General features: G+C 64.2%; 12 protein-coding genes. 4 read left to right on the forward strand and 8 right to left on the reverse strand.

What is annotated here, in order from left to right; all coding sequences use genetic code 11:
* Nucleotides 1-92 precede the first annotated feature (92 nt).
* Both cmoA and cmoB read left to right on the forward strand, forming a co-directional pair.
* A complete protein-coding gene (gene cmoA, locus ACJJV2_RS11910; RefSeq protein WP_405281097.1) occupies nt 93-839 on the forward strand; it encodes a carboxy-S-adenosyl-L-methionine synthase CmoA in 747 nt (248 codons plus the stop codon).
* Nucleotides 840-870: 31 nt separating this feature from the next.
* Nucleotides 871-1,899 carry a tRNA 5-methoxyuridine(34)/uridine 5-oxyacetic acid(34) synthase CmoB gene (cmoB, locus tag ACJJV2_RS11915; protein ID WP_405281100.1) on the forward strand — a complete coding sequence of 343 codons (1,029 nt, stop codon included), beginning with the start codon at nt 871-873 and terminating at the stop codon, nt 1,897-1,899.
* A gap of 164 nt (nt 1,900-2,063) precedes the next feature.
* On the opposite strand, the gene norR is transcribed toward cmoB, so the two are convergent.
* On the reverse strand, nt 2,064-3,845 hold the full coding sequence (gene norR / locus ACJJV2_RS11920) for a nitric oxide reductase transcriptional regulator NorR (RefSeq protein ID WP_405281103.1): 1,782 nt from the start codon (nt 3,843-3,845) through the stop codon (nt 2,064-2,066).
* 193 nt (nt 3,846-4,038) lie between these two features.
* Here norR and ACJJV2_RS11925 point away from each other — a divergent pair, with 193 nt between their 5' ends.
* Nucleotides 4,039-5,256 carry a globin domain-containing protein gene (locus ACJJV2_RS11925; RefSeq protein WP_405281106.1) on the forward strand — a complete coding sequence of 406 codons (1,218 nt, stop codon included), beginning with the start codon at nt 4,039-4,041 and terminating at the stop codon, nt 5,254-5,256.
* A gap of 165 nt (nt 5,257-5,421) precedes the next feature.
* On the opposite strand, the gene cysN is transcribed toward ACJJV2_RS11925, so the two are convergent.
* From cysN to ACJJV2_RS11955, 6 genes are all read right to left on the reverse strand, one after another.
* On the reverse strand, nt 5,422-6,873 hold the full coding sequence (gene cysN / locus ACJJV2_RS11930) for a sulfate adenylyltransferase subunit CysN (RefSeq protein ID WP_213113883.1): 1,452 nt from the start codon (nt 6,871-6,873) through the stop codon (nt 5,422-5,424).
* A gap of 158 nt (nt 6,874-7,031) precedes the next feature.
* Complete coding sequence (gene cysD / locus ACJJV2_RS11935; protein WP_405281111.1) at nt 7,032-7,943, reverse strand: sulfate adenylyltransferase subunit CysD; 912 nt, start codon at nt 7,941-7,943, stop codon at nt 7,032-7,034.
* A gap of 316 nt (nt 7,944-8,259) precedes the next feature.
* Nucleotides 8,260-9,006 (reverse strand): metallophosphoesterase, encoded by a 747-nt coding sequence (locus ACJJV2_RS11940; RefSeq protein WP_192838500.1) that lies wholly within the window; start codon nt 9,004-9,006, stop codon nt 8,260-8,262.
* Between the two features lie 120 nt (nt 9,007-9,126).
* The gene (locus ACJJV2_RS11945) at nt 9,127-9,573 is read right to left on the reverse strand and encodes a DUF1249 domain-containing protein (protein WP_043337025.1); all 447 of its coding nucleotides are present in this window, start codon (nt 9,571-9,573) and stop codon (nt 9,127-9,129) included.
* Nucleotides 9,574-9,911: 338 nt separating this feature from the next.
* Nucleotides 9,912-10,550, reverse strand: coding sequence for an NUDIX domain-containing protein (locus ACJJV2_RS11950; protein WP_107335242.1), 639 nt, complete (start codon nt 10,548-10,550; stop codon nt 9,912-9,914).
* 357 nt (nt 10,551-10,907) lie between these two features.
* A complete protein-coding gene (locus tag ACJJV2_RS11955) occupies nt 10,908-11,591 on the reverse strand; it encodes a tetratricopeptide repeat protein (RefSeq protein ID WP_405281116.1) in 684 nt (227 codons plus the stop codon).
* Between the two features lie 196 nt (nt 11,592-11,787).
* On the opposite strand from ACJJV2_RS11955, the gene ACJJV2_RS11960 reads away from it, so the two are divergent.
* The gene (locus tag ACJJV2_RS11960) at nt 11,788-12,327 is read left to right on the forward strand and encodes a GreA/GreB family elongation factor (protein WP_175088083.1); all 540 of its coding nucleotides are present in this window, start codon (nt 11,788-11,790) and stop codon (nt 12,325-12,327) included.
* Nucleotides 12,328-12,387: 60 nt separating this feature from the next.
* Here ACJJV2_RS11960 and ACJJV2_RS11965 read toward each other — a convergent pair whose 3' ends face one another.
* Nucleotides 12,388-13,443 carry a methyltransferase gene (locus tag ACJJV2_RS11965; RefSeq protein ID WP_405281120.1) on the reverse strand — a complete coding sequence of 352 codons (1,056 nt, stop codon included), beginning with the start codon at nt 13,441-13,443 and terminating at the stop codon, nt 12,388-12,390.
* Nucleotides 13,444-13,510 lie beyond the last annotated feature (67 nt).

Here is a 13,510-nt window from a genome sequence, read left to right on the forward strand (position 1 = left end):
GTAGAATGGCGGGCCCGACGGGGCGCTCTGCCCGGCCGGTCCTCGGCCACAGGCATGTCGCCCTGGCCCACTGCCCGATGAAGCCTTGATCCATGAGTGATGCATCTTACCGTGACGCGATATTTACGACACCCCTTGACCGTGTCGCCAGCTTCTCCTTCGACGAGCAGGTCGTCAGCTGCTTTCCGGACATGCTGCGCCGCTCGGTGCCGGGTTACGGTCAGATCATCGCCATGCTGGGCCTGATGGCCCGCGCCCACCTGCGCCCCGGCGCGCGGGTCTATGATCTGGGCTGCTCACTGGGCGCTGCCAGCATGGCGCTGGCCCGCGAGATGGCCGCCGAGGATATCGAGATCGAAGCCGTCGATCTGTCCAGACCGATGGTCGAGCGCGCCAGCCGCGAACTCGCCGAGGCCTTCCCCGACCACCGCATCAACGTCACCGAAGCCGACATTCGCACCCTCGACTATCAGCCGGCCGGCATGATCGTGGTCAATCTGACGCTGCAGTTCCTGCCGCCGGAAGACCGCGACGCCGTGATCGACAAGCTGTTCGCGGCGCTGGAACCCGGCGGCTTGCTGATCCTGTCCGAGAAGATCATCAGCGATGATCCGGTCGAGAATGCCTGGCTGATCGAACGGTATCATGACTTCAAGCGCGCCAACGGCTACTCCGATCTGGAAATCTCCCAGAAACGTGAGGCCCTCGAGGACGTGATGAAGCCCGACAGCCTGAACACGCATCATGAGCGCCTGGCGCGCGCCGGCTTCCAGCGCAGCCACACCTGGCTGCAATACCTGAATTTCGCATCGATGGTCGCCTTCAAAGCCGCCGAATGACCGCTACGCCTGCACGGACCCGACCCAGCGCATGAGCATTTCCCCGTACGACCGCGACCTTTACCGCGCCTTCACCGAGCTTGCCTGTGAGCCAGGCGCCGTCGGCGACGGCTTCGCCCGCTGGCTGGGCGCCCTGCCCGAGCAACTGGCCAATGGCCTGGACCGCAAGCGTCACGCCGACCTCAAGGCCTGGCATGGCGCGCTGGAAAAGCTGCCCGCCCTGCCCGACGCGCGCGATGTGCAGCTGGATGCCGACCGGGTCGGTGCACGCTTTCCGACTGGCCTGACTAGCGGCCAGCTGCGCCAGAGCGAGAACCTGCTGCGTGCGATGATGCCGTGGCGCAAGGGCCCCTATCAGCTCGACGAGATCCATATCGACACCGAATGGCGCTCCGACTGGAAGTGGCAGCGTCTCGCGCCGCACCTGTCGGATCTCACCCATCGCCGTGTGCTGGATGTCGGCGGCGGCAATGGCTACCACGGCTGGCGCATGGTCGGTGCAGGCGCGGCCTTCACGCTGGTGATCGACCCTTCGCCACGCTTCTACTGCCAGTTCCATGCCGTACGCCACTTCATCGGCGCGGACCACCCCCGGGGCCGCAATCTGCACTTCCTGCCGGTGGGCATCGAGGATGTGCCAGCGAAGATGGGCGCCTTCGATACCGTGTTCTCGATGGGCGTGCTCTATCATCGCCCCTCGCCGATGGACCACCTCTTCCAGCTGCGTGACACCCTGCGTCCCGGCGGCGAGCTGGTGCTGGAAACCCTGGTGGTGGAAGGTGACGTGACGACGGTACTGATGCCTGGCGAGCGCTACGCCGCGATGCCCAATGTCTACTTCCTGCCCTCCTCCCAGGCGCTGGCCCACTGGTGCGAGCGCGCCGGCTTCAAGGACGTGCGCATCGTCGATGAAGCCGTGACTACCCTGGACGAGCAGCGTGCCACCGACTGGATGACCTACCACTCGCTGAGCGACTTCCTCGATCCCGCTGACCCGAACCTGACCCGCGAAGGCCACCCGGCGCCGCGGCGTGCGGTGCTGATCGCCACTCGCGCCTGAACTGGCGTTTGAGCGGGCGCCTGAACGCGCGTTCGAGACACGGACTTCTCGTCGCGCCAGGGCCGCCGGCGGCAGAGATACAAGAACGGCGATGCTCCATGAGCATCGCCGTCTTCTTTTCTCTCCTCAGACACTGCCCCTCGTCTCAGGCACTGCAACTCGCCTCAGACAATCCCCAGACGCTGCGCCTGCCGGTACAGGTTGCCGCGATCGACCTTGAGCCTGCGCGCCGCCTTCGCCCAGTTGCGATCACTCGCATGCCAGACCCGCGAGATGTGCTCACGCTGAAATGCCTCGGTGGCATCGCGTAGCCCCAGCGTCTCGTCGCCGTCCTGCCAGGCGGTGCGCGGTGCAGAGCTTGCTCCTTCTGTCTGACTCGCTTCCGCCGCCTGACTCGCTCTTCCCGCCTGATCCACCAGCCCCACCTGCGCGCCCTGAATCTCCTGCGCCGCGCCGGTGGCCCGTTCAAGTGACATCTCGGTATTGACCTCCAGCCCCAGCAGCTCCGGCGTGATCACCACCAGCTGGCGCCCATCGGCGCGCAGGCGAGTCGGGTGGGCACCATGCGCGAGCCGGGCATGCAGGGCGGCGCGGCTCAGGCAGTGCTCCAGCTCACGCACGTTGCCGGGCCAGGGGTACTCGCACAGCAGGCGCTCCGCCGCCGGCGTCAGGCGCAGATTGCCCAGTCCGAGGCGCGTGCGGTTGTGCTCAAGAAAGGTGCCGGCCAACGCCAGCAGGTCCGCACGTCCGCGCTCACGCAGCGGCGGCACCCTGAGCGGATAGACGCTCAGGCGGTGATAGAGGTCTTCACGGAAATGCCCGGCGGCGACCTCCGCCTCGAGATCGCGATTGGTGGCCGCGATGACACGCACATCGACCCTGACTACGCGATCGCTGCCCAGCGGCTGCAGCTCGCCCTCCTGCAAGACCCGAAGCAGCTTGGGCTGCAGCGCCAGCGGCAGCTCGCCGATCTCATCCAGCAGCAGGGTGCCGCCATCCGCCATCACGAAGTGGCCACGGTGATCATGGGTCGCGCCCGAGAAGGCGCCACGCCGATGCCCGAACAGCGCGCTTTCGACCAGGTCCGGCGACAAGGCGGCGCAGTTGATGCGTACCAGCGGCCGCGCAGCCCGCCGGGAAGCGTCGTGCAGGCGCTGGACCGCGCCCTCCTTGCCCACGCCGGTCTCGCCCTGCACCAGCACCGTCATCTCGGTATCGGCGACCGCCTCCAGCTGCGCCTCGAGCCTGGCCATCGCCGGGCCACGCTGCGGGCAGGCCATGGCGCTCTGTGACGCCATGCCTGTCGGTGACACCACCATCGGCGCCGAAAGCCCTGACCTGCCGTCCGTGGCCCCCGCAGCCCACTCCTGTCGCAGTGACAGCGACAGACAGTGTGCGGGGAGTGACAACCAGGCCTGCAACTCCTGAAGCGGAAGTGCCAGCTCGTCCGTACTCGCAGAGGCGCTCAGCGATTCCAGCGGGGCCAGCACCCCCGGCGTCAGCGCATCGAAGGTCATCACCCCCAGCAGGGTATCGCCCTCGCGCAGCGCGATACCGGCGCAGTCATGCACCAGCAGATCCGGCCCATGCACGTCCCCCAGCAGGCCATCGAAGGGGTCCGGCAGGTCGCTGTCCAACGCGAAACGATGTACCCCCGTGTGCTCGACGATCGCCTTGAGCCGCAGGTGCTCCGCCAGCGCGAAGCGTCGCCCGCGCACCTCGGCAGGCAGGCCGTAGGTGGCCAGTGGCAATAACTCGTCAAGCTCGGGCAGGTAGCGCATCAGGGTCGCCGCCTCACCGGGCAGCTGCTGCATGATCGCGGCCAGCAGACGCGTCCATGGCAGCGCGCGCCGCTCGCCGCCCTCCTCGCGGGACAACCAGGCGGCGAGCCAGGCATTCACGGCCGCGACCGGCGTATCGTTCAGGGGCAAGAGGGCATCGGGCATGCGGTCATCCTTGCGGATATCGGGAGTGAGAGGGCTGAAGTTTGATGTCATCATGACACGCTTGATGTCATTAGAACACGTCACATGACCATGTCATTTTGACATCACAGGCCTGCAGGGCGCATGACGACTGGCCTCGAGAGTTGGCACGCCCCTTGCCATGGATAGGAGGACATCAATCAGAGGTATCGTCATGCTGACCAACGCCCAGGAAGACCTGATCGCCGCCACCGCTCCCGTCGTCGCCGAGCATCTCAATGCCATCACGGCGCGCTTCTATCCACTGATGTTCGAGCGCTATCCCGAGGTGAAGCCGCTGTTCAACCAGACCCACCAGGCCAGCGGCGGCCAGGCCCGTGCGCTGGCCGGAGCCGTACTCGCCTATGTCGGCGCGCGCCACTCGCGTGAGGCGGTGGACCGCCTGCTGGCGCCCGTGGTCAGCAAGCATGTCTCGCTCAATATCCTGCCGGAACACTACCCCATCGTCGGCGAGTGCCTGATGGCCGCCATCGGTGAGGTGCTGGGGGACGCCGTCACGCCGGAGATCGCCGATGCCTGGGGCGCCCTCTACGGGGAACTGGCCGCTGTGCTGATCGCCGCGGAGCAGGGCCGCTACGACAGTTTCGCCGCTACCCGCGGCGGCTGGCAGGGGCTGCGTCGTTTTCGCATCGTGCGCACGCAGGACGAGAGCCGCGAGATTCGCTCGCTGTACCTGGCGCCGGTGGAAGGCCCGATGTTCTCCTTCCTGCCGGGCCAGTACATCGGCATGCGCCTGACGACACCGCAGGGCGTGATCCACCGCCATTACAGCCTGTCCCACGCGCCGGACGAGCGCTTCTGCCGCATCTCGGTCAAGCGTGAGGCCCACGGCCAATCCAGCCAGTACCTGCATGCGCTGAAGGCAGGTGACGAGATCGAACTGCTGCCGCCAGCCGGCGAGCTGACCTTCGAGCATGCTGCCCCGCAGAGCGCCGATGCCCCGGTGCTGTTGCTGTCGGCGGGTGTCGGCCAGACGCCGATGCTGCCGCTGCTGACGGCGGCGCTGGCGGCGGGCCGCCAGGTGATCTACCTGCATGCGGCGCGCAATCCCGAGGTACATGCCTTCGACGCCACCCTCAAGGCACTGGTCGCGCAGTATCCAAGGCAGCTGCATTATCAGGTCTGCTACGAACAGGCCGAGACGCTGCCAGCCCATGCGCAATTGGGCATCATCGAGCGCGACTGGCTGGCGCAGCAGCTCGCCGCGACCGGTGCCAGCGCCGAGTCACTGCAGGCCTTCGTGATCGGCCCGCATGGCTTCATGCAGAGCATGATCCAGCACCTCAGCCGTATCGGCGTACCGCTCAGCCAGTGTCACCACGAGCATTTCGGCCCCTCCGCCCCACTCGCCATCGACACTGCTGTCGCCTGATGCGCCAGAGGTGAGCCGCGCTATGCAAAAAGCCCCCATCGCCTTGCGGCCATGGGGGCTTTTGCGTTCTCCGGCTTCATTTCAGCAGGCCGTGTTGTTATTGCGTGTCCAGCGTTGTTGTTGGTATTTCGCTGACTTCCATGCTGCTGTCGCTACAGGACGGAATCAGTTGGTGCGGCCGAGCAGTTCGCGTACATCTCGCGCTTCCCAGTGCGGGAAGTGCTTGCGCACCAGTGCGTTGAGGTCGGCTTCAAACGCGGCCCAGTCGGTCTGCTGGGTGGTGGCCTGGGTGCCGGAGCGACCCACGCCGCGAATCATGCCCGCGCCGACGGTCACGTTGCTCAGACGATCGATGACGATGAAGCTGCCGGTCCCCGGGCTTGAGCGATAGTCGTCCACCGGCACCGCCTGGGTCAGCTCGAGCTGGACGCGGCCGATGGCGTTCAGCGCCAGACTGTCGCCCTCGTGATGCTCCAGCGTGTTGACGTCGTAGAGGTAGTCGATGGCGCTGACCTGGCCGGTCAGGTCACGGGTCGCCAGCTTGATATCGTACTGACGGCCCGGCTGCAGCGGCTTCTCGTGCATCCAGACGACATCCGCTTCCAGTGCATTGGAGAGCGGCAGTTCAGCATCCGCCGCCACCAGCCAGTCGCCACGCGAGATGTCGATCTCATCGTCGAGCGTCAGGGTGATGGCCTGACCCGGGTAGGCGATCTCGAGATCACCATCGAAGGTGACGATGCGTTCGATGGTCGAGGTCTTGCCGGACGGCAGCACCTTGACGCTGTCTCCCGGACGCACGACACCGGCCGCCAGGGTGCCGCAGTAACCGCGGAAATCGAGGTTGGGACGATTGACGTACTGCACCGGGAAGCGCAGATCGCTGAGGTTCTGGTCGTGGGTCAGCTCGACGGTTTCCAGCACCTCCAGAAGTGACGGGCCCGCTTCGCCATCGACGGTGTACCAGTCCAGTGCCGGGCTGCGATTGACGACGTTGTCGCCCTTGAGCGCGGACATCGGCACGAAGCGGATGTCCGGCGCGTTCAGCTTGTTGGCGAATTCCTGATACTCGGCGACGATCTCGTTGAAGCGCGTCTCGGAGTAATCGACCAAGTCCATCTTGTTGACCGCGATCACCAGGTGTTGGATGCCCAGCAGGTCGGCGATGAAGCTGTGACGACGGGTCTGGGTCTGCACGCCGTAGCGCGCGTCGATCAGGATGATCGCCAGACTCGCGGACGAGGCGCCGGTGGCCATGTTGCGGGTGTACTGCTCATGCCCCGGCGTGTCGGCGATGATGAACTTGCGCTTGTCGGTCGAGAAGAAGCGATAGGCGACATCGATGGTGATGCCCTGCTCACGCTCGGACTGCAGGCCATCGACCAGCAGAGCCAGATCGACCTCGTCACCGGTGGTGCCGCTGGTCTTGGAGGCCTGGGTGATGGAGGCCAGTTGATCTTCATAGATCAGCTTGGAATCGAACAGCAGACGACCGATCAGGGTCGACTTGCCATCATCGACGCTACCGCAGGTGATGAAGCGCAGCAGGTCCTTGCGCTCGTGTTCTTGCAGGTAGGCTTCGATATCCGCGGAAATCTTGTCTGACGCGTGGGACACACTCTTCTCCTTGCCGCTGTCATGGGCCTGATGAGGTGGCGAGCCAGTGTCGCGAGCCAGTGTCTCGTGAGGCTGCGAGCCAACTCATCAGGCGAATTGTTCGTTCGGGTCATCAAGCGCCGCGTGGCGGCGCCTGCAGGCAATGTGCCAGGACGATCCTAGAAATAACCTTCGCGCTTCTTCTTCTCCATCGAGCCTGCCTGGTCGTGATCGATGGCACGCCCGGAGCGCTCGCTGGTACGCGTCAGCAGCATTTCCTGGATGATTTCCGGCAGGGTCGCGGCGGTGGATTCCACGGCGCCGGTCAGCGGGTAGCAACCCAGGGTACGGAAGCGCACGGACTTCATTTCCGGCACTTCGCCTCCCTTGAGCGGCAGACGGTCGTCGTCGACCATGATGTCGAGGCCGTCACGCTTCACCACCGGACGCACGGCGGAGTAGTACAGCGGCACGATCTTGATGGATTCAAGATAGATGTACTGCCAGATGTCCAGCTCGGTCCAGTTGGAGAGCGGGAAGACGCGGATGGACTCACCCTTGTTGATCTTGGAGTTGTAGATGTTCCACAGCTCCGGACGCTGGTTCTTGGGGTCCCAGCGATGGTACTGGTCACGGAAGGAGTAGACGCGCTCCTTGGCCCGCGAGGCTTCCTCGTCACGACGCGCGCCACCGAAGGCAGCATCGAAGCCGTGCTTGTCGAGTGCCTGCTTGAGACCGGCGGTCTTCATGATGTCGGTGTACTTGGCACTGCCGTGATCGAACGGGTTGATGCCCGCCGCGACGCCTTCCTGGTTGATGTGCTCGATCAACTCCATGCCGACTTCCGCGGCCATCTCGTCGCGAAACTTGATCATTTCCTGGAATTTCCAGGTGGTGTTGACGTGCATCAGCGGGAACGGCGGGACGCCCGGCGCAAAGGCCTTGCGCGCCAGGTGCAGCATGACGGCGGAATCCTTGCCGATGGAGTACAGCATGACCGGATTGGCAAATTCCGCTGCCACTTCACGGATGATGTGAATGGATTCGGCCTCAAGCTGCTTGAGGTGGGTCTGACGTTCGGGGGTAAGCATCGCGTGCGGCAACCTCGTGAGCGTTGGGACACGCCCCGAGAGGCGGCCCGTGAAGTCAGTGGCGCGCTCTGTCAGCGACAGATGGATGCCCCGAGGGAGCACGCCGAATGGTTACACGGTACTCGCCCCGCCTTGATAACGTCAAAGAATCAGAAACTATCTTTTAAGACCAAAAAGGCATACCTGATACCTGTGGGCCTTGCACCCCGCTGATGACACCGAGGGCATTCACGCTGACGCCCAGAACATTCATGCTGACGCTGTGGCAGCGCCAGCACATGGAGACGAGCTTGCCCGCCCTTCCTTGCGAGCCTGGCTAGAGCGTGACCCGCTCCACCCAGGTCTCGAGATGCTCGCCATCGAGATCCACCACGCGCAGGCCGGGGCGCGCCGCCTCATCCACGGCGAAATCATGGCTGAGCGGAGCGAACTGATCGGAGGTGGAGGGAACGCCATAGACGGCCACACTGCCCTGCCCACACGGCATGAGTTGCGTGAAGGCCTGATGGATATGCCCACACAGTACGGCCCGCACCTGCGGGTACGGGCGCAACGTTTCCCACAGCGCATCGCGGTCGGCAAGGCCCAGCGCATCCATCCAGTCCGAGCCGATCGGCAGCGGATGATGATGCATGGCCAGCAGGATCGGACGTGGGTCCAGCTCGACGGACAGCGCCAGTGACTGCGCAAGCTCGCTCAACTGCTCCTCGCCAAGCTCTCCCCCGGCCTGCCCGGTGACGCGCGAATCCAGACACAGCAGTCGCCAGTCGCCCAGATCCAGCTCGTGATGGAAGGGACGCAGCTCCTGCATGAATTCAGGGTGATCGTGGTTGCCCGCGAACCAGAACCAGGGACAGCCAAGGCCATCGAACAGCTCTGCCGCCATGCGATAGGAGGCAGGGCTCTCATCCTGGCTGACATCACCGGTCACCAGCAGGATATCGGGGCGCAGGCGCGAGGCATGCGCCATCACCGCCTCCAGCTGACGCCAGGGGAAGCCCAGCCGTGAACGCGCATCAGGGTCGGCGCGCAGATGGCAATCACTTATCTGAATCAGTCGCATCGGTCTCTCGAGCAGCAGGAAAATGAACAGAACCGCGACGGCCGGGCCATCGCGGTTCTGTCAATCAAGACGGGAAATCCATCGGGTGTCAGCGCCTGTGCGCCATGCCAGCCTTGAGCGTCACGGCAATTCCGGTACATCCGCCTGCCCGAAGGCGCGGGCATGGGTCAGCCATTCGCCGAGAAAGCGATTGAGCTGAAGCTTTTCGTCCGGCTGGTGCATGCGCGGATTCGGGTAACGATTGCGCCCTGAGAAGTGACGCTGGCGCTGAAAGTCGGTGACCTCCGCCATGCGCACGTCGTGGTACAGGTGCACGCTCATGCGCGGCGAATCGATGATGTGGTCCAGCACGCCGGTCTGGGCGACCGTGACCATGGTGGTATAGGGCGCGCATTCGACCACCTCGAGCAGCAGCGTGCCGAAGTGGCCCTGATTGCCCGCCAGCGGGAAGGCGAAGCTGTCACCGGCCTCGGCCTTGCCGAGGATGCGCGTGAGGCGCAGATAATTGGACCCGCACTCGGCATGGAGTGCTTTTAGGTCAGCCACATAGGCTTTCTTGACCTGCATGGGCGATCTCCTTGCGAATCTCAGAACATTGGCATGTTGTCTGTCAAAGCACGCCCGCTATCGTGCGTGGCAAGATGCGGGCGACGTGCGATAAATCAAGCGCTGCGCCAGCGCTCAGGCTGTCGGCGTTCGGCTATCAACTCTCGGCTACCGACTCTCGCTTCCAGCTCTCGGGACTGAAGCTGAGACGAAAACCGAGACCGATACGGACACTGGCGCAGACAGTGATCATTGCTGGCTGCCGGTTTTCAGCAAGCCTCTAGAATAGCAGCTCTGACGCGCAGGTTGAGGAAGCCTGCGTGAGACACGGGGGATTGCCAAGCTTCGCCTTCACTGCCTCAGGCATGCATGACGCGCAACGAGGCACGTTCACGCAGCAGCCATTGCATGGCCATGATGGCCATCGCATTGCCCAACCGCCCTTGTTCCAGCAGCGTGAGGGCCGCCTGGAAATCGAGCACATGCACGCGGATGTCTTCATTCTCCTCGGCCAGACCATGCACGCCGCCCAGCCCACTGCTGTCACACAGACCGATGAACAGCGTGACCTCCTCGGTGCAGGCGCCGGGGCTCGGGTAGTAGCGGTACAGTTCGATCAGGTCGGTCAGCTCACATCCGGCCTCCTCGACCGCCTCACGGCGCGCGACCTCATGAGCCTGTTCGTCCTTGTCCACCAGCCCCGCAATCGGCTCCAGGCTCCAGGGCGTGCGTGCGTCTTCCAGCATGCCGGCACGAATCTGCTCGACGAAGACCACGCGGTCGTTGACCGGGTCGTAGGGCAATACGCCTACCGCATCGTGACGGACATGCACCTCGCGATGGATCACATCGCTCCAGCCACCGTTGAAACGCTGGTGGCGGAATTCGCGCTGCTCGAGGCGAAAGAAGCCGTCCTGCAACACCCTGGCCTCGACCAGTTCGACATCATCATGTGCGAAGGCCTGTTGCCCTGCGACGTGCTCTTGTTGCTCGCTCATGCATCCTCCTTGGCTGAGCAGGCATTATCCTGTCCTGCCGCGAGACTGGCCAGCCCGTCACCTGCAAACTTGCATGCCGCGCCGTACCGAGTCAGTCATCAGCGCCATTCAAGGCGCTATCTGAAGGCACCTGGACGACTTCTCATCCACAGAGCGATAAACGACACGGCCCGAGCGGAATTTCCGCTCGGGCCGTGGGGCTCAAGGACTCAGTAATTCAGGGAATCGAGAATTCATTCGAGGCTGTTAGAACAGCGCCTGACGCCAGCGCTGCCGTTCACTTGCAGGGCTCACTGATGGTCGCTCCAGCCAGTCTCCGCTTCTGACAGCCATGCAAGCGATACGGGCGGCGGAGACTCACTGCAGGCGCTTGATCAGCGCGGCGATCTCTTTCTGCAATTCCTGATCGGCCAGCTCACGGTTGGGACGCGGCGGCCCGTCCTGTGCGAGACGCGCATGTTTGAGCGCTTCCTCATCACGGCCTTCGGAGGCCAGATAATCGGCGTAATAATAATTGGTATCCATGCCCGTCGGGTTGACCTCAAGCCCCTTGCGCAGCACTTCTCCCGCCTTCTCATCATCCCCGAAGCCCACCGGCCAGCCGGGCGCCTTGTCATAGAGCGCGCCAAGCGTCACATAGGCGGAGGCATTGTCGCCACTGGGGTCGAGCGAGATCGCCTTCTCGAGCGTGGCCTTGGCTTCCTTGGCCAGATCCAGTGCTCCCAGGCCACCGCGCGCCTTGGCCCATGAGGCCAGGATGATGCCTTCCCAGGTCAGCACATGGGCATTGTCCGGATACTGATCCGCCAGCGCCCGCACCTCCTTGCCCAGGGCTTCCATGCCCTTTTCCTGAGCATCACCGGAGACCTGATAATTGATCTGTGCCCAGCGCTTGGAGAGCGGGAAGACGTCATCATCGCCCGGGGCAGCATGGACTCCGGTCATGCCGGCCAGCGTGATGCCCAGCGCCATGCCCCCGGAGAGCAATACGCGACAGCAACGGGACATGACACGGCAAGACGGGTGTGAAGATGGCAGCATGGGCATGGACAGCTCCCTGATTTTCGTTATTGTTGGCAGATTCAGCATGGGTGACGCGCAAGTGCTCCGGCGAGCACACACTGACTGTAACGAACGTTTGAATCGGCCGCCAATCACCCTTGGTCGCAGGTCTCAACGCTAGCGAACATCGCACACGACGCCTTGAGCCTTACCCACAGAACCAGCGGAGCAGACCATGCAAGGTCGCAACATGACACGCTGGCGCGACCCCAAGACAGACCCGCGCCAGGAAAAGAAGAGCAACGTGATTACCCCGCAGGGCCACGCGAAGATGAAGGGGCTGGCCGACCACCTGAGGCGCGTGAGGCGCCCGGAGCTTTCACGCAAGACGGGCGAGGCCGCCGCCATGGGGGATCGCAGCGAGAATGCGGATTACACCTACAACAAGAAGGCGCTCAATCAGACCATCGCCAGGATTGCCTATCTGGAGAAACGCCTGGATGAACTGACGGTCGTCGATCGCCTGCCCGCGGATCTGGAGCGCGTCTATTTCGCGGCCTTCGTGACGCTGGAGGACGAGCAGGGAGAAGAGATGGAGATCCGCATCGTCGGCCCTGACGAGACCGACAATCCGCGCCGCTGGATCAGCGTCGATGCGCCCCTTGCCCAGGCATTGCTGGGCAAGGGGCTGGATGACGAGGTGAGCGTGGCCGCGCCGGGTGGCGAGACGACCTACATCATCACGGCCATCCGCTATCAGTCGCCGGAGGCGTAAGCGGCGAGCTGGGCATCAGGCCGCGGGGCATCAGGCCGCAGAGGCTCAGGTCGCAGGGAATCAGCGCGCCTTGCGTGCACGATAGACCTTGAACTGGCGCGTTTCCGCGAGCACTTCAAACTCGCCGAAGGCCGCTTGCAGCAGATCGGGATACGGCAGGAAGGCGTTGGCGACCAGCGTCAGGGTGCCGCCGGGCATCAGGTGATCCGGTGCCTGGCTGATCAGGCGCGCCGCCGGTCCGTAATCGATATCGCGCTCATGATGGAACGGCGGATTGGCCACGATGGCCTCGAACCGCTCCCCCTCGAACGCCGCGAAGACATCACTCAGGCGGACGTCCGCCTCAAGCCCGTTGAGCGCCAGGCTGCGACGGGTCGCCTCCACCGCGAAGGCACTGACGTCACCTGCCATCACGCGCGCACCGTGTCGCGCCAGCCAGCAGCTGATGATGCCGTCACCCGCCCCGATATCCAGCGCACGCTTGTAGCCACGGGTCGGCAGGTTCTCCAGCAGCAGCGCGGTCCCCGGGTCCAGCTTGGCATTGCCATACAGTCCCGGATGGCTGGTCAGTCGCATCTCCAGCGCCTCGAATTCGCCCCAGCCTTCTGTCCATTGTCCAGCCACTGCCAGTGGCGATTCACTGTTGGCGGCCTGTTCGGCCGTCAACTCACGCGTGGCAGATGACCATAACTGGCAACGGCGCGCGGTATCGTCCTTGCGCGCCGTCATTCCCAGCGCCTTGAGGATGCGCTCAGCGCGCTTGATGCCACCGTTGACCTCGCCCACCACCTTGATCGGCGTACCGGCCGGCAACACCTGACACAGCGCCACCAGCCACCATTCGCCCAGCGCGTGCGCCTTGGGCCAGAACACGATGGCGCCCACGGCTTGCGCGATGGTGTCGTCAGCTCGCGCATCGGCGAAGGACACCGCATGGCTGACCCGGTGCCCGGCTTCCCGCGCGGCATTCACGATACCGGTGTCATGCCCCCAGACACGCCGCTGACGGTCCGATGACAGCCACCAGTCATCACGCGGCGCAGCGACCCACAGCCAATCACGGAAATCACTGTCCTGACGCTCGAGCAGCTGACAGGCGGGGGTTTGAGCAGACATGAAGACTCCAACAGGGTAGGAAGATACGGACAACGGCGAGGGCGCCGGATATCGAAACAATGCGGTT

Source organism: Cobetia sp. Ld8 (genome assembly GCF_045066615.1).
Lineage (GTDB): Bacteria > Pseudomonadota > Gammaproteobacteria > Pseudomonadales > Halomonadaceae > Cobetia > Cobetia amphilecti.